The sequence below is a fragment of the Serratia sp. BNK-10 genome (assembly GCF_047456065.1).
Lineage (GTDB): Bacteria > Pseudomonadota > Gammaproteobacteria > Enterobacterales > Enterobacteriaceae > Serratia > Serratia ureilytica.
This window is the reverse complement of the sequence record NZ_CP179894.1, coordinates 3,664,768-3,680,328: the sequence shown is the minus strand read 5'-3', so window position 1 is coordinate 3,680,328 and position 15,561 is coordinate 3,664,768. Positions and strand designations below refer to the sequence as shown.

The following is a 15,561-nucleotide window of genomic DNA, read 5'->3' as shown; positions in this document are numbered from 1 at the left end:
AATATGTATGAAAACGTTGAAAAATTGGACGCTGGCGGCGCAGCATGCCGACTACGTCGAGCTGCTGGTCGATGAACGCCACCGTTTCTGCCTGTACGTGCTGGAAGACGGTCTGTTCCGCGTGTTGATCAAACGTGAGGGCGAGCTGGCGCTGGATCGCACCTGGAGCATTGCGCCGCAGGAGGATGTGCCCTGGGAGGGGCGAGATCGGCTCAGCGTCGCCGGTTTCAGCCTGCCGGGCTATCAGCTGCGCCGGGAGGGCGATCGGCTGGTGGTCAGCACGCCGCTGCTGCGCGTGACGGTGCATCAGCCGCTGTGGCTGGCGTGGGAGTATTGCAATGCCGCCGGCGAGTGGCGGCCGCTGGCGGCGGATCGGCCGACCAGCGCCTACCTGCTCAACGCGCACGGCGACGGCGTGGCGCATTACCAGCGGCGTTTCGCCGATGAGCGCTATTACGGCCTGGGGGAGAAGGCCGGCGATCTGGAACGCACCGGCCGCCGCTTCGAGATGCGCAACCTGGACGCGATGGGCTACAACGCCGCCAGCACCGATCCGCTGTACAAGCACATTCCGTTTACCATCACCCGCGGGCCGGAGGCGAGCTTCGGCCTGTTCTACGACAACCTGAGCAGCTGCTGGCTGGATCTGGGCAACGAGATCGACAACTACCATACGGCCTACCGCCGCTATCAGGCCGAAGCGGGCGATCTGGATTACTACCTGTTCCTCGGGCCGAAGGTTTTGGATGTCACCAAGGCGTTCGTGCGCCTGACCGGCCGCACCCACTTCGGGCCGAAGTGGAGCCTGGGCTACAGCGGTTCGACCATGCACTACACCGACGCGCCGGACGCCCAGCAGCAGCTGCAACAGTTCATTGCGCTGTGCCGTCAACATGCCATCCCTTGCGACTCTTTCCAGCTGTCGTCGGGCTACACCTCGATCAACAACAAACGCTACGTGTTTAACTGGAACTATGACAAGGTGCCGCAGCCCAGGCTGCTCAGCCAGGCGTTTCACGACGCCGGCCTCAAGCTGGCGGCCAACATCAAGCCGTGCCTGCTGCAGGATCATCCGCAGTATCAAGAGGTGGCGGCGCAGGGGCTGTTTATCCGCGATTCGCAAAGCGACGCGCCGGAACGCTCCAGCTTCTGGGACGACGAAGGATCGCACCTCGACTTCACCAATCCGGCGACGGTGCGTTGGTGGCAGCAGGGCGTCACACAGCAGCTGCTGGAGATGGGCATCGATTCGACCTGGAACGACAACAACGAGTACGAAGTGTGGGACGGCGAAGCGCGCTGCCACGGCTTTGGACGGCCGATCGCCATCAAACATCTCCGCCCGGTGATGCCGCTGCTGATGATGCGCGCCTCGATGGAGGCCCAGTTGCGCTTTGCGCCGCAGCGGCGGCCGTACCTGATCTCGCGCTCCGGCTGCGCCGGCATGCAGCGCTACGTGCAGACCTGGAGCGGCGATAATCGCACCAGCTGGCAGACGCTGCGCTACAACATTCGCATGGGGTTGGGCATGAGCCTGTCCGGGTTGTATAACCTCGGCCACGACGTCGGTGGCTTCTCCGGTGACAAACCGGACGCGGAGCTGCTGGTGCGCTGGGTACAAAACGGCGTGATGCACCCGCGTTTCACCATCCACTCCTGGAATGACGACGCCACGGTCAACGAACCCTGGATGTACCCGGCCGCCACCCCGGCGGTGCGCGAGGCGATCAACCTGCGTTACCGGCTGCTGCCGTATTTCTACACGCTGCTGTGGCAGGCCTGCGCCGACGACGAGCCGATGCTGCGCCCGACTTTTCTCGATCACGAACAGGATGCGCGCACCTTTGGCGAAAACGACGATTTTCTGATTGGCCGCGATCTGCTGGTGGCCAGCGTGGTGGAGCCGGGGCAACGTCGCCGTTCGGTGTATCTGCCGGATAATGGCGAAGGCTGGTACTGCTTCTACAGCGGCCAGTGGTTCGGCGGCGGCCAGACGGTGACGCTGGCGGCGCCGTTGGAGCGTCTGCCGCTGCTGGTGCGCGCCGGGGCGGCGCTGCCGCTGTCGCAGCGGTTGGCGCATGTGGACGTGGCCGCCGACGATCGGCGCGAGCTGCGCCTGTTTCCGCTCAAGGGCGGCGGGGCGAGCGGCGGGCTGCTGTTTGAGGACGACGGCGAAAGCGACGGCTGGCGGCAGGGCGATGCGCTGTGGCTGCGCTGGGAAATGCGCTGCGACCATCAGCGCATCATGGTGGATATCACGACGGAAGGGCATTTCCGCCCGGCCTGGCGCACGCTGATGCTCAGCCTGCCGGAAGGCGAAACGCGCGCGCTGTGGGTGAACGGTGAACCCGGCGAGCGTTTTACGCTGGAGTAGGGCTTACTCGGCCGCGCGCTTCTTGCGCGGCTTTTTGGCGACGGTGATGGTTTTCACCTCGCTTTCCACCCAGCCATCCTGCAGGCGGGTTTTCAGCAGTTCGCCGACCTGCGCCTGCTTGGTGGTTTTCAGCAGCTCGCCGCGCGGAGTTTGCGTCACGCTGTAGCCGCGCGCCAGCGTCGCCAGCGGGCTGACGGTCTCCAGCTGGCTGCACGCCACGCCGAAACGCTGGCGGTAGGCGTTGAGCTGGCGCTCCATCGCCTGCTGCAGACGGTATTCCTGCTGCTGCACGCGCTGTTGGTAGCGGTGAATGCGGCCCTGCGGCTGCACCTGCGCCAGCCGCTGCTGGATACGTTCGCTGCGGCGGGCGGCCAGGCGCAACTGCTGCTGCATGCCGTCTTCCATTCGGCGCTGCAGCTTGAACAGCAGCGTCTGCTGGCGCGCCAGGCGCAGATGCGGATGCTGCTGCTGTAAACGGTGATGAATGCGGGTGAACTGCTGCTGACGCTGCGCCAGGTAGTAATCCATCGCCATCTCCAGCCGCTGCTGCTGCGACTGCAGCTGGCGCAACAGCTCGAGCTGATTGCGGCTCACCAGTTCGGCGGCGGCGGAAGGGGTCGGCGCCCGCAGGTCGGCGACGAAGTCGGCGATGGTGACGTCGGTTTCATGGCCGACGGCGCTGACGATCGGAATGCGGCTGGCGAAGATCGCCCGCGCCACGCGTTCGTCGTTGAAGCTCCACAGATCCTCCAGCGAACCGCCGCCGCGGCCGACGATCAGCACGTCGCATTCATCGCGGCGGTTGGCGGTCTCAATGGCGCGCACGATCTGCATCGGCGCTTCCGCGCCCTGCACCGAGGTGGGGTAGATGACGATCGGCAGCGACGGATCGCGCCGCTGCAATACCTGCAGGATATCGTGCAGCGCCGCGCCGCTGGCGGAGGTGATCACCCCGACGCGTTTGGCCGGGGCGGGCAGCGGCTGCTTGAACTGCTGATCGAACAGCCCTTCGGCGCTCAGGCGCTGTTTTAACTGCTCGAACTGTTGCTGCAGCAGGCCGTCGCCGGCGGGCTGCATGCTCTCGGCGATCAGCTGGTAGTCGCCGCGCGGTTCATACAGCGTGATGCTGGCGCGCACCAAGACCTGCTGGCCGTTTTGCGGCCGGAAGGTGACGCGGCGGTTGCTGTTGCGGAACATCGCGCAGCGCACCTGGGCGCGGTCGTCTTTCAGGGTGAAATACCAGTGGCCGGAGGCGGGCTGGGAGAGGTTGGAGATCTCGGCGGAGAGCCAAATCTGCCCCATTTCCATTTCCAGCAGTTGGCGAACCGTCTGATTCAGGCGGCTTACGGTAAAAATGGAAGGCGAAACAGGTAGCGACATGTGACCCAGATCAAATTTCAAAACAATCACTTAATTGGTCGATACTACATGGCTGAAAAAGGTAATCAAGACTTTTTGTAAGAAAGTGCTGGAGGCAACCGATTCCGCTCTGTATAATGCCGCGGCAATATTTTATCTTTTTCACAGCCCACCCTGGTGAGATATTGCCCATGCTACGTATCGCTAAAGAAGCTCTGACGTTTGACGACGTCCTCCTGGTTCCAGCCCACTCCACGGTTCTGCCTAACACCGCAGAGCTCGGCACTCAACTGACCAAAACCATCCGCCTGAACATCCCTATGCTGTCCGCAGCCATGGATACCGTTACCGAATCCGGCCTGGCCATCGCGCTGGCGCAGGAAGGCGGCCTGGGCTTCATCCACAAAAACATGTCCATCGAGCGCCAGGCTGAAGAAGTCAGCCGCGTGAAAAAACATGAAAGCGGCGTAGTCACCGACCCGCAGACCGTTACCCCGGCCACCACGCTGCAGGAAGTGAAAGAGCTGACCGCGCGCAACGGCTTCGCCGGTTATCCGGTCGTCACCGAAGACAACGAGCTGGTCGGCATCATTACCGGCCGCGACGTGCGCTTCGTGACCGATCTGACTCAGCCGGTGACTGCGGTGATGACGCCGAAAGATCGCCTGGTCACCGTGAAAGAAGGTGAAGCGCGCGACGTGGTGCTGCAGAAGATGCACGAAAAGCGCGTAGAAAAAGCGCTGGTGGTGGACGACAGCTTCCACCTGCTGGGCATGATCACCGTTAAAGACTTCCAGAAAGCGGAACGTAAGCCGAACGCCTGTAAAGACGAGCACGGCCGTCTGCGCGTGGGCGCGGCGGTCGGCGCCGGCACCGGCAACGAAGAGCGCGTTGATGCGCTGGTGGCGGCAGGCGTTGACGTTCTGCTGATCGACTCCTCGCACGGCCACTCCGAAGGCGTGTTGCAGCGCATCCGCGAAACCCGCGCCAAATACCCGGATCTGCAGATCGTCGGCGGCAACGTCGCGACCGCGGCGGGCGCCAAAGCGCTGGCTGAAGCCGGCGTGAGCGCGGTGAAAGTGGGTATCGGCCCTGGCTCCATCTGTACCACCCGCATCGTGACCGGCGTAGGCGTACCGCAGATCACCGCCATCGCCGACGCGGTGGAAGCGCTGGAAGGCACCGGCATTCCGGTTATCGCCGACGGCGGCATCCGCTTCTCCGGCGATATCGCCAAAGCGATCGCCGCGGGCGCCTCTTGCGTGATGGTCGGCTCCATGCTGGCGGGCACCGAAGAATCTCCGGGCGAAATCGAGCTGTATCAGGGCCGCTCGTTCAAATCTTATCGCGGCATGGGCTCGCTGGGCGCGATGTCCAAAGGCTCTTCCGACCGTTACTTCCAGACCGATAACGCCGCCGACAAACTGGTGCCGGAAGGTATCGAAGGCCGCGTGGCCTATAAAGGCATGCTGAAAGCCATCGTGCACCAGCAGATGGGCGGCCTGCGCTCCTGCATGGGCCTGACCGGCTGCGCCACCATCGACGATCTGCGCACCAAGGCGGAGTTCGTGCGCATCAGCGGCGCCGGCATTCAGGAAAGCCACGTGCACGACGTGACCATCACCAAAGAGTCGCCGAACTACCGCATGGGCTGATGCCTTAACCTCTCCTGAGTGAGAGGCCGGGTTGGGGCGCTAAGCCCCATCCCGAAAACATACATTTTCGCTCTTTTTCTCTTGTTGCTGGAATTCGCCTCACATGACACAAAATATCCATAAGCATCGCATCCTCATACTGGACTTCGGTTCGCAATACACCCAACTGGTCGCCCGCCGCGTGCGCGAAATCGGCGTTTACTGCGAACTGTGGGCCTGGGACGTTAGCGAAGAGCAGATCCGCGAATTCAACCCAAGCGGCATCATCCTGTCCGGCGGCCCGGAAAGCACCACCGAAGCCGGCAGCCCGCGCGCCCCTGACTACGTGTTCAACGCCGGCGTGCCGGTACTGGGCGTGTGCTACGGCATGCAGACCATGGCGATGCAGCTGGGTGGCCATGTGCAGGGCTCCAACGAACGCGAGTTCGGCTACGCGCAGGTGGAAATCGTCAACGAGAGCGCGCTGCTGCGCGACATCGAAGACGCCATCAGCCCGGCCGGCAAACCGCTGCTGGACGTGTGGATGAGCCACGGCGACAAAGTGACCGCGATCCCGTCCGACTTCGTGACCGTCGCCAGCACCGATACCTGCCCGTTCGCCATTATGGCCAACGAAGAAAAACGCTTCTACGGCGTGCAGTTCCACCCGGAAGTGACCCACACCCGTCAGGGCCAGCGCATGCTGGAGCGCTTCGTACTGGACATCTGCCAGTGTGAGGCCCTGTGGACGCCGGCGACCATCATCGAAGATGCGGTTGAGCGCATCCGCGAGCAGGTGGGTGAAGACCACGTGATCCTCGGCCTGTCCGGCGGCGTTGACTCCTCCGTGACCGCGATGCTGCTGCACCGCGCCATCGGCAAGCGTCTGACCTGCGTGTTCGTCGACAACGGCCTGCTGCGCTTGAACGAAGCCAAGCAGGTGATGGAAATGTTCGGCGACCACTTCGGCCTGAACATCGTGCACGTCGAGGCGGAAAACCGCTTCCTGACCGCGCTGGCGGGCGTCGACGAGCCGGAAGCCAAGCGTAAAATCATCGGCCGCGTGTTCGTTGAAGTGTTCGACGAAGAAGCCTGCAAGCAAGAGCAGGTGAAATGGCTGGCGCAGGGCACCATCTACCCGGACGTAATTGAATCCGCCGCTTCCGCCACCGGCAAAGCGCACGTGATCAAGTCGCACCACAACGTGGGCGGCCTGCCGAAAGAGATGAAGCTGGGCCTGGTCGAGCCGCTGAAAGAGCTGTTCAAAGACGAAGTGCGCAAAATTGGCCTGGAACTGGGCCTGCCGTACGACATGCTGTACCGTCACCCGTTCCCGGGCCCGGGTCTGGGCGTGCGCGTGCTGGGCGAAGTGAAGAAAGAGTACTGCGATCTGCTGCGCCGCGCCGATGCCATCTTCATCGAAGAGCTGCACAAAGCCGACCTGTACAACAAAGTCAGCCAGGCGTTCACCGTGTTCCTGCCGGTGCGCTCGGTCGGCGTGATGGGCGACGGCCGCAAATACGACTGGGTGGTCTCCCTGCGTGCGGTGGAAACCATCGACTTCATGACCGCGCACTGGGCGCATCTGCCGTATGACTTCCTCGGCCGCGTGTCCAACCGCATCATCAACGAAGTGGACGGCATCTCCCGCGTGGTGTACGACATCAGCGGCAAGCCGCCGGCGACGATCGAGTGGGAGTAATCCCGCGTCCGGCGTAGGCTGGCGTCAGTGAACCGCACATGAGAACCAAACCCGCTTAACGGCGGGTTTTTTTATGCCTGATGTTTGGCGCCCTGTGCCGTAGACGGCCTCCGATCCGCAAGAGGGCTGGGTTGAGAGAGGCGCGAATGGAGAGGACAGCCCGCGCGGAGCCGCCTGCGCTTTGCTTACGGCTCATTTTCTGAGGCGCGGCGTTTTCCATCTCGGCTTTGCGCCTATCCGCAGAACGGTATTCTGCAACCACGCGCACTTCGCCGGTGCGATGATGTCGTCGGATAACGGGCCTTTATTCACCGTATCCGCCGGGCCGCGGCATTAAAATGAATTGCCGTATTGAGGCGCGTCGACTCATCGGCATCGGGCGATGGCGTAGCTAATTAATCCTCTGCGAAAATTAAAGGACTCCGTGCGCCATTTTATGGGATTTTTCTGAAAGACTTGGTCTGACGAATAAATATATCAGAAGGATGTGATGAATTAGTCTATTTCTTATTTTATAAATCTTTCTTTCTGTTTTTATTGGGGAAATCAGCGGTTTCATTGTTTTTAATAACCCTTCTCAAGGACGAGACCTACGTTTTATCGGCATTCATTGCTTGGAATTGAAATTCTAATTATATGATTTTTCTTATCTTTTAATTATTGTCGTAACATAAAGTGCGAACTATGTAATTATCTGGCATTTGATATTTTCTAAGCTATCTACATAGGCTACTCTAAATGTAAGGGTATTAAAATGCACCGCCGAGAGGGAGGCAAACGATTTATCAACGGATGCCAGGATATGCTTTCTTTTGACTGCTTAGTTGCACAACGTCAGGATGGATATTGGTCAAGATGAAAGAGACAGGAAAAGCCTTCACCAGGGAAAAGCTTTATAAGAATTATACCAATAACGTCACAAGGAGGATGTCTACCCAAAAAGAAGTATCTCTCTGTCAATCAATTATAAAAGGTTCATCGTTTTTCACATTCTAATCCTAATTGCATGATTGCGGCAGCGCTTTGTTTTTCATTTTAATGGATAAAAGCCCAATGAGCAGGTTGTCTGAGGGTGGGTTTTGTTAGGGCATGGATGTCATTATGAGTTACCAGCATAGTATTGTGGTCGAGCTAGTTAATTTGATCGAGATGAATATACAGCATGATCTCTCGATAGAAAAGTTATCGGATTTGTCTGGTTATTCGAAATGGCACTTGCAAAGAATGTTTCAGCGTTATACGGGAATGAAAATAGCGACGTATATTAGAAATAGGCGTCTGAGCAAGTCTGCCGTCATGCTCAAACAGTCTGATTTAAAAGTATTGGAAGTGGCTACTGCTATCGGCTTTAGCTCCCAGCAGGCTTTTAGCCGCGCCTTTCAACGCTTTTTCGGTGAAAGCCCAAAGGACTTTAGAACGAGCCAGGAATGGGACTTTTCCAAACATCTCCCTCCCTTTTTAATACAAAATCCGTCAGCATATCATTTTATCGAAATGCCCAAGAACATATACCTGCTTAAGGGATATAAGTTTTTTCTCTATCATTCGATGAATGCTTCCAGCTCTGGAGGAGAGGAGCGACAGAAATACGGCAGCCGCACAGGGAAAAATACCGATACGTCAATGCGCACGGTAAAGTTGGCTTCATCCGGTTGGGAAGTAACGCTCAGCAAAGGGTACTACGAGACACGCAATCTGACGTTGATAAGAGGGCAGTATTTGTTGTTCGAGTTTAACGGCAGGTTGAACGAATACCTGGTTTTTTTTGACAGCATCTATGACGCCTATCTTCCTTTGCTTGGCGTGCGAATAAGAAACGGCTTTTTAATTGAGTTGCATAAAGAAAAGAATTTTCAATACGCGGAAATTAACGTCAAAGTGTTGATTTATATTGGCAAGTCTTGACCCTATTCGGGCAGTAAAACAGAGGGATTATCCCAAGGAAAAGGAGGTGCTTATCAGGGTGATCAATTAGCGCTCGGGCTGTTGCCGTTTTTATCTCTATCTATTTTAATTTTAAAAGGAAGTCAGTTATGACTAGTTCTAGTTTGAACACGTTCCCTGTGGGCTATGAGTATGTCAATTTTGTTAATTGGTCAAAAGAAATCTCCGGCAATCATATTCTGACCTGCTATCCACAAAATACGGATGAGCTCTTGGCCGTAATTAACTGGGCGCATGAGAATAAATATTGCGTGCGTCCGGTTGGCATCAAGCACAACTGGTCCCCGCTCGTTATTGCAAACGGGGAGGATAACAGCAATGTCGTGCTGATCGACCTCACCAGGAAATTCAAAAACATCTCAATCAATAAAGTGGGAGAGCATGGATACGTCACCGCGCAAACGGGGGTGACAATGCAGGCTTTGCTCACTGAATTAGAAAAAAAGAAACTCGGCTTTTACGCGACGCCGGCGCCTGGCGATCTGACCCTGGGCGGCGTGCTCGCCATCGGCGGCCATGGAACCTGCATTCCGGCAAAAGATGAGCCTCTGGCTGAGTTTGCCAGCTTTGGTTCCGTGAGCAATAGCGTGGTGTCGCTAAAAGCTGTCGTCTGGGATCAGGCGCGGTCGAAGTATGAATTAAAGGAGTTTACGCGTGATAATGCGGAGAGCTCGGCATTCCTGGTGCATGTCGGCCGGGCTTTTATCAGCGAAGTGACGCTGCAGGTGCCGCGCAACCGGCGTTTACGCTGTCAAAGTTATGTTAATGTCACCGCGGCGGATCTTTTTTCCACTGCAAGCACGACAAAAAATACCTTCAGCCATTTCTTGGATCTGTGCGGGCGCGTTGAAGTCATTTGGTTCCCGTTCACGGAAAAACCATGGCTGAAAGTGTGGAAGCAAGAAGACAGCTTCCCAAAAGTGTCAAAACCGGTTAATGGTCCATTTAACTATCCGTTCTCGGATAATTTGCCGGTTAAAATTTCCGATATCATTAAAAAAATCAATAATGGCCACCCGGAGCTGACCCCGACACTCGGCAAGGCGCAGATGGAGTTGGTCAGCATTGGTTTAGGGGCCACCGTGTCGGCGGATCTGTGGGGGTGGAGCAAGGATCTGCTGCTGTATGTGAAGCCGACAACGCTGCGCGTGACGGCCAATGGTTACGCGATAATCACGAAGCGGAGCAATATTCAAAACGTATTGCACGATTTCACGAAAAAATATGAAGAAATGGTGGCCGATTACCAGCGCAAGAATTCATTTCCGATGAATGGCCCGATTGAAATTCGCGTCACCGGATTGGACAGTGCAAAAGAGAGCGCGGTGGCCAATGCCATTGCTCCCGATCTTTCGGCTATTCGCCCCGTTGAATCCCATCCGGAATGGGATGTCGCGATCTGGTTGGATATTCTGACCATGCCCGATACGCCGGATGCCAATAAATTCTATAGTGAAATGGAAAAATGGATTTTTAGCCACTATGCGGGCGACTATGCGACGGTTCGCGTAGAGTGGAGTAAAGGCTGGGGTTATACGTCACAGGCCGCGTGGCAGGATAAAACCGTACTCGAAGAAAACATTCCGCGCAGCTTTAATGCAGGGGCAGGGAACAATGACAGTTGGAATCATGCCTGCAACGTGCTGAATAAGTACGATCCGCACAACGTGTTCTCCTCTCCATTGACCAAAGCGGTTTTCAAACAGAAGAGTTAGTGAGTGCGTAATTGAAATAACCACCTGATTGGGCAGGTGGTTAGCATCATTAACCTTTCAGAGGGAGCCGCTTGTTTTCAAGCACCCCATTCTTTCTCGTAATGATATTCGATACGGCTTGCATCCCCGCCCAGCAGGGAGCCTACGGCTGCAACGCTTTTAAATGCCGCATAGCCAAGCGAGTCCGCGACATTATGAACGGCGCCCAAGCCAAAACCGATCGCGTTGAACCCTTGGCCTACGGAAGAGATCAATCGGGTATTAAGCGCATCATTGGCCAATTTTACGGTATCAATGATAACATCGCCGGCAAATCCTGATACAAAGCTTGCCGTATCGGAAATAATCCCCGCACCAGAAACGATTTCGATCTCTGCAGTATTTAGCTCTTTCATAGTAAATCCTTTCAACTTTATCCCTATACCTCAGGAACGAAACGTAAAGCGTTTCGCCGCTTAATTCTCGCAGCCTCTGTGAATGACGGCTTGATGAGAATACGCTTAGATTAAAGAGGTCGGCGTTGAAATATGCAACTCATAACGCCGTCGCTAATATTAGGGTCGCACTTTTTGTGACGTTTCAGCAGTTTTGTGTTTTTTTAAGATTATTATTACTTGTGGGTTTTGCCAACAAAGACTAAATCTAAATAAGCGCCGTGTTGGGCCAGGGAAAAGATAAAAATGAACGGTGTCGTTATATATGGAGAGGTCAGAATTTGTTTAGGGAAGAGGCCTTATCGCACAGTCGTTCTAAATGGGCAGGAAAAGCATTGTTAATTGCAGGGTTGCCGGCCTGGGTCATCGCGGGCATTTCACTTTCATTCGTTTCTGTGCTGATCATTTTCGTGACCTATGGCGGTTATACCCGGCGTATCAGCGTGGGCGGAGAGGTCACGACGCTGCCAAGATCGGTCAACATATTTGCTACTCAGCAGGGATTCATTGCACAACGCTTTGTCAATGTGGGCGATCAGGTAAAAAAAGGGCAGCATCTTTATCAGATAGACGTCAGCAGGGTGACGGATTCCGGCACCGTCAGCGCAAGCACGCGGCAGGCGATAGAAAATCAACTGGCGCAGGTCGATAGCATCATCGCCAAATTGGAGGCGAACAAGAAAACGACCCTGGTCAATCTGCAAGCGCAGATTGACCAATATAAACTGGCGCACAGCCAGTCCAAACAGATGGTCGAGAATTCACGCAACGGCGTTAACTTCATGCGCGAAACCATGAAAAATTACGATGAGTATCGCAGTAAGGGGCTCATTAATCGGGATCAGCTGAATAACCAGGTTTACCTCTACTATCAGCAGCAGAGTACGTTCCACAGTCTCTATAACCAAAGCATTCAAGAGTCTTTGCAGATAACTAACCTGAATAGCGATCTCGCGACAAGAGCGTCCGATTTCGATAATCAAATCTCACAATATCAATTTCAGCGCAATGATCTCCTGCGGCAGCTGGCCGAAGCGGACGCCAGCGGCTCGTTGATTGTCAATGCGCCGGCGGACGGGCGCGTTGAATCGCTCAGCGTGACGCCTGGGCAAATGGTCAATACGGGAGACAGCCTGGCGCAATTAATCCCCAGTAATCATGCCATCTATTATCTGGTTTTATGGTTGCCCAACAGCAGCGTGCCTTACGTGAGCCGAGGCGATCACATCAACGTTCGCTATGACGCTTTTCCGTATGAAAAATTTGGTCAGTTTCCCGGCGTGATCGAAAGCATCGCTTATGTTCCCGCATCAATTCAGGAAATGTCCACTTACAGCAGTTCGCCAACTCGACAATCGGCTGAACTGGTTGAGTCGTACTACAAAGTGCTGGTGGCTATCGATAACACGCAATTCGGCTATCAGGGAAAGAAGCTGAACCTTTCAAGCGGCATGAAGGCGCAAGCCACGCTTTTCCTGGAGAAAAGACCCATCTACCAATGGATGTTCGCGCCATTTTATGACATGAAAAACAGTGTGTCGGGGCCACTTCGTGAATAAAGTTTATGAGAATATCGTTGGCAAGCTGAACCTGTCGCTCAGAAGAAAAGTGCCGCAGGTCTTGCAAACGGAGGCCGCCGAATGCGGGCTGGCCAGTTTAGCGATGGTGTGCGGCTATTACGGCATGCACATCGATATGCTGTCGATGCGCCAGAAGTTTGATATCTCGGCCCGCGGCGCCACCCTGAGCTCGCTGATCGCGATCGCCGAGAATCTCAATTTGAAAACGCGGGCTCTATCCTTGAGCCTGGATGAGATTCACCAGGTGAAAAGGCCCTGCATATTGCACTGGGATATGAATCACTTTGTGGTCCTGGTCAACATTCGCGGTGGGCGGATAACCCTGCACGATCCGGCATTTGGCCGCCGGGTTATCGGCCTGCAGGAGTTTTCCCTTCATTTTACCGGAATCGCTTTAGAGGTATGGCCAAGCAGTGAATTCACGCCTGTGGTGCAGAAAAATCGCCTGCACTTTAGAAAACTGCTCAGCAATGTCACCGGTCTTAAAAGCGCGCTGGTAAAAATTTTCGCGCTGTCGCTGGTCATTGAGGCCGTCAACCTGCTGATGCCCGTCGGGACTCAGTTGGTGATGGACCACGTCATCCAGGCCGGCGACCATAATTTATTGGTCATTATTTGCGTCGGTTTACTGTTTTTTATCTTGTTCCGCACCTGCGTTTCGATGTTTCGCTCGTGGATCTCCATCGTGATGGGCGCGCTGATCGATATACAGTGGAAATCAGGGCTGTTTGATCATCTGATGAAGCTCCCGCTTGCCTATTTTGAAAAGCGCAAGCTGGGTGATATTCAATCGCGCTTTGGCTCGTTGGACGCCATTCGCACCACGTTTACCACCAGTATCGTTTCCAGCATCATTGATGGCATCATGTCGGTCGGCGTATTTATCATGATGTTCATGTACGGCGGCTGGCTGGTGTGGGTAGCCTCCGGCTTTACGGTCTTATATGTTCTGCTGCGCCTTTCGACCTATCGCTATTATCGGCAAGCGTCCGAGGAGCAATTGGTGAAGTCGGCGAAAGCCAGTTCACATTTTATGGAGACGCTGTACAGCATCGCGACGCTGAAGTCGTTGGGGTTGGCGGGAACGCGTTCGCAGTTCTGGTTAAATTTAAATATCGATACGGCAAACGCCAATATTCGGGTAACGAAGCTCGATATGTTCTTTGGCGGCGTGAATGCGTTTCTTGCGGCCTGCGATCAAATCGTTATCTTGTGGTTGGGCGCGTCTTTAGTGATCGACAGTCAAATGACATTAGGCATGTTTGTCGCCTTTAATGCCTATCGGGGGCAATTCTCCGATCGCGCGTCAAATCTTATCGATATGGTAATCCGGCTGCGAATGCTGAATTTGCATAATGAAAGGCTGGCGGACATCGTGCTTTCTACGACAGAGGAAGAAAAGCCCTATCGCAAGATATGCAATCCCAACGAGGCGGTGACTTTTGAAGTGCGCGATCTGCTTTATCAATATGACAGCCTTTCGCGCCCAGTGATCCCCGGGCTCAGCCTGCAGATCGCGGCGGGAGAAAGCGTGGCGATCGTCGGGCCTTCAGGCGTTGGCAAAACCACGTTGATGAAGCTGATGTGCGGGCTGTTGGAACCGACGGAAGGGCGTTTGTTTATCAACGGCATTAACATTCATGATATCGGCATTAATAATTATCGGGAGTGCATCGCATGTGTATTGCAAGAAGATAAACTGCTTGCCGGTTCAATTGCCGAGAACATATGCAGTTTTGATGCTCATCCCGATACGGAATTTATCGTTGAATGCGCCAAGCATTGCAATATTCACGACGATATTATGAAAATGCCGATGGGATATGAAACGTTGGTGGGCGAATTGGGGGGTAGCCTTTCCGGCGGGCAAAAACAGCGGGTGCTTATCGCCCGCGCGTTATATCGAAGGCCCAGTATTCTGTTTATGGACGAAGCCACCAGTCATTTAGATCTGGACAATGAAAAAAGGGTGAACGAAGCCATATCCTCGTTGAAAATGACCCGCGTTATTATTGCTCATCGGCCATCGACGATTGCATCGGCAGAACGGGTAATTACATTGCAACCTGTAAATGCAATAGCGTAATTGTTTGATGAAATATGAAATTTTATATTTATTTCATCTTTAATTAAGATTTTTGTTATTGAGTTAATTTATCGAGCGCCTTATACCTAAAGCGTGAACCGACGGTTCATAAAAAGCAGTCTTTTTTAATTGATTCTTTTTAGTGAATGGAGATGAAAAATGAGAGAATTAAACTCAACAGAAGTTCAGCAGGTGAACGGCGCAACGATTGGCCTGGGTCTGGCTATTATCGGCAAGGTTGTTAACAGCTGGGGAAACGCGTGGAATAATGCCTGGGGCGGTTGCACGCCAAAACCGCCGGTATGTAAACCTGAGCCGCCGGTTTGCAAACCAGAACCGCCTAAATGCGATTAATCGTATTTAGATAACGCAGCGTAAAATACGGCAGGCTTAATGTTTTATTCATTGAGCCTGCCTTATTGCTGGCGGATAACCTGCGCCATCTGTGTAGTTAACTTGCCCCCCCACTGCGTCAACAGCGCATGCAGCTTGGCCGGTTCCAGCGGCTTGCGCAGCACCAGATAACCTTCCTGCTCGGCCTCTTGCAGAACTTGCGAGTTGAACTCGCCGCTGACCATGGCGCCGCTCACGTCCGGCAGGCGTTCGAATAAGGTCAGGGTAACTGATGACGAAAAGGGGGCGCTGGTAGATAGGGCGGATTCGTCTCGCTTGCCTGTACCATCTTTTGTTTTCACAGAGGATTTTTCTTTATATGGCTATGCTATTTTCTGCC

Annotated in this window: 10 protein-coding genes and 1 pseudogene; 8 read left to right on the top strand and 3 right to left on the bottom strand. The window is 54.8% G+C overall.

What is annotated here, in order from left to right; genetic code table 11:
* Nucleotides 1-7: 7 nt before the first annotated feature.
* Entirely contained in the window at nucleotides 8-2,374 is a 2,367-nt protein-coding gene (locus tag ACMGG9_RS17735; RefSeq protein WP_033651563.1) for a TIM-barrel domain-containing protein, read from the top strand.
* A gap of 3 nt (nucleotides 2,375-2,377) precedes the next feature.
* Here ACMGG9_RS17735 and xseA read toward each other — a convergent pair whose 3' ends face one another.
* On the bottom strand, nucleotides 2,378-3,754 hold the full coding sequence (gene xseA / locus ACMGG9_RS17730; protein WP_147881066.1) for an exodeoxyribonuclease VII large subunit: 1,377 nt from the start codon (nucleotides 3,752-3,754) through the stop codon (nucleotides 2,378-2,380).
* Nucleotides 3,755-3,924: 170 nt separating this feature from the next.
* Between xseA and guaB the strand changes: the two genes are divergently transcribed.
* The 4 genes from guaB to ACMGG9_RS17710 all read left to right on the top strand — a co-directional run bounded on the left by guaB (nucleotide 3,925) and on the right by ACMGG9_RS17710 (nucleotide 10,728).
* Complete coding sequence (gene guaB, locus ACMGG9_RS17725) at nucleotides 3,925-5,388, top strand: IMP dehydrogenase (protein WP_414161605.1); 1,464 nt, start codon at nucleotides 3,925-3,927, stop codon at nucleotides 5,386-5,388.
* Nucleotides 5,389-5,491: 103 nt separating this feature from the next.
* The gene (gene guaA / locus ACMGG9_RS17720) at nucleotides 5,492-7,069 is read left to right on the top strand and encodes a glutamine-hydrolyzing GMP synthase (protein WP_021504498.1); all 1,578 of its coding nucleotides are present in this window, start codon (nucleotides 5,492-5,494) and stop codon (nucleotides 7,067-7,069) included.
* Nucleotides 7,070-8,170: 1,101 nt separating this feature from the next.
* Nucleotides 8,171-8,974: a helix-turn-helix domain-containing protein gene (locus ACMGG9_RS17715; RefSeq protein WP_033644341.1), complete on the top strand. Its 804-nt coding sequence runs from the start codon at nucleotides 8,171-8,173 to the stop codon at nucleotides 8,972-8,974.
* Between the two features lie 128 nt (nucleotides 8,975-9,102).
* A complete protein-coding gene (locus ACMGG9_RS17710; protein ID WP_042785207.1) occupies nucleotides 9,103-10,728 on the top strand; it encodes a cholesterol oxidase substrate-binding domain-containing protein in 1,626 nt (541 codons plus the stop codon).
* Between the two features lie 77 nt (nucleotides 10,729-10,805).
* Here the strand turns inward: ACMGG9_RS17710 and ACMGG9_RS17705 are convergent, their stop codons facing one another.
* Complete coding sequence (locus tag ACMGG9_RS17705; RefSeq protein ID WP_079007635.1) at nucleotides 10,806-11,123, bottom strand: hypothetical protein; 318 nt, start codon at nucleotides 11,121-11,123, stop codon at nucleotides 10,806-10,808.
* Between the two features lie 320 nt (nucleotides 11,124-11,443).
* On the opposite strand from ACMGG9_RS17705, the gene ACMGG9_RS17700 reads away from it, so the two are divergent.
* The 3 genes from ACMGG9_RS17700 to ACMGG9_RS17690 all read left to right on the top strand — a co-directional run bounded on the left by ACMGG9_RS17700 (nucleotide 11,444) and on the right by ACMGG9_RS17690 (nucleotide 15,182).
* The gene (locus ACMGG9_RS17700) at nucleotides 11,444-12,721 is read left to right on the top strand and encodes an HlyD family secretion protein (RefSeq protein WP_033644082.1); all 1,278 of its coding nucleotides are present in this window, start codon (nucleotides 11,444-11,446) and stop codon (nucleotides 12,719-12,721) included.
* Complete coding sequence (locus ACMGG9_RS17695) at nucleotides 12,714-14,828, top strand: peptidase domain-containing ABC transporter (RefSeq protein ID WP_414161604.1); 2,115 nt, start codon at nucleotides 12,714-12,716, stop codon at nucleotides 14,826-14,828. Before ACMGG9_RS17700 ends, ACMGG9_RS17695 begins: the two co-directional genes overlap by 8 nt.
* Nucleotides 14,829-14,987: 159 nt before the next feature.
* Nucleotides 14,988-15,182, top strand: a complete 195-nt coding sequence (locus ACMGG9_RS17690; RefSeq protein ID WP_127897174.1) for a hypothetical protein — start codon at nucleotides 14,988-14,990, stop codon at nucleotides 15,180-15,182.
* Nucleotides 15,183-15,244: 62 nt separating this feature from the next.
* On the opposite strand, the pseudogene ACMGG9_RS17685 reads toward ACMGG9_RS17690, so the two are convergent.
* A pseudogene (locus ACMGG9_RS17685) lies at nucleotides 15,245-15,439 on the bottom strand (hypothetical protein); the annotation flags it as partial.
* Nucleotides 15,440-15,561 lie beyond the last annotated feature (122 nt).

What these genes read in the sequence shown, in the direction of transcription:
- ACMGG9_RS17735 (WP_033651563.1), top strand. Translation starts at nt 8, where the DNA reads ATGAAAACGTTGAAAAATTGGACGCTGGCGGCGCAGCATGCCGACTAC.
- xseA (WP_147881066.1), bottom strand. Translation starts at nt 3,754, where the DNA reads ATGTCGCTACCTGTTTCGCCTTCCATTTTTACCGTAAGCCGCCTGAAT.
- guaB (WP_414161605.1), top strand. Translation starts at nt 3,925, where the DNA reads ATGCTACGTATCGCTAAAGAAGCTCTGACGTTTGACGACGTCCTCCTG.
- guaA (WP_021504498.1), top strand. Translation starts at nt 5,492, where the DNA reads ATGACACAAAATATCCATAAGCATCGCATCCTCATACTGGACTTCGGT.
- ACMGG9_RS17715 (WP_033644341.1), top strand. Translation starts at nt 8,171, where the DNA reads ATGAGTTACCAGCATAGTATTGTGGTCGAGCTAGTTAATTTGATCGAG.
- ACMGG9_RS17710 (WP_042785207.1), top strand. Translation starts at nt 9,103, where the DNA reads ATGACTAGTTCTAGTTTGAACACGTTCCCTGTGGGCTATGAGTATGTC.
- ACMGG9_RS17705 (WP_079007635.1), bottom strand. Translation starts at nt 11,123, where the DNA reads ATGAAAGAGCTAAATACTGCAGAGATCGAAATCGTTTCTGGTGCGGGG.
- ACMGG9_RS17690 (WP_127897174.1), top strand. Translation starts at nt 14,988, where the DNA reads ATGAGAGAATTAAACTCAACAGAAGTTCAGCAGGTGAACGGCGCAACG.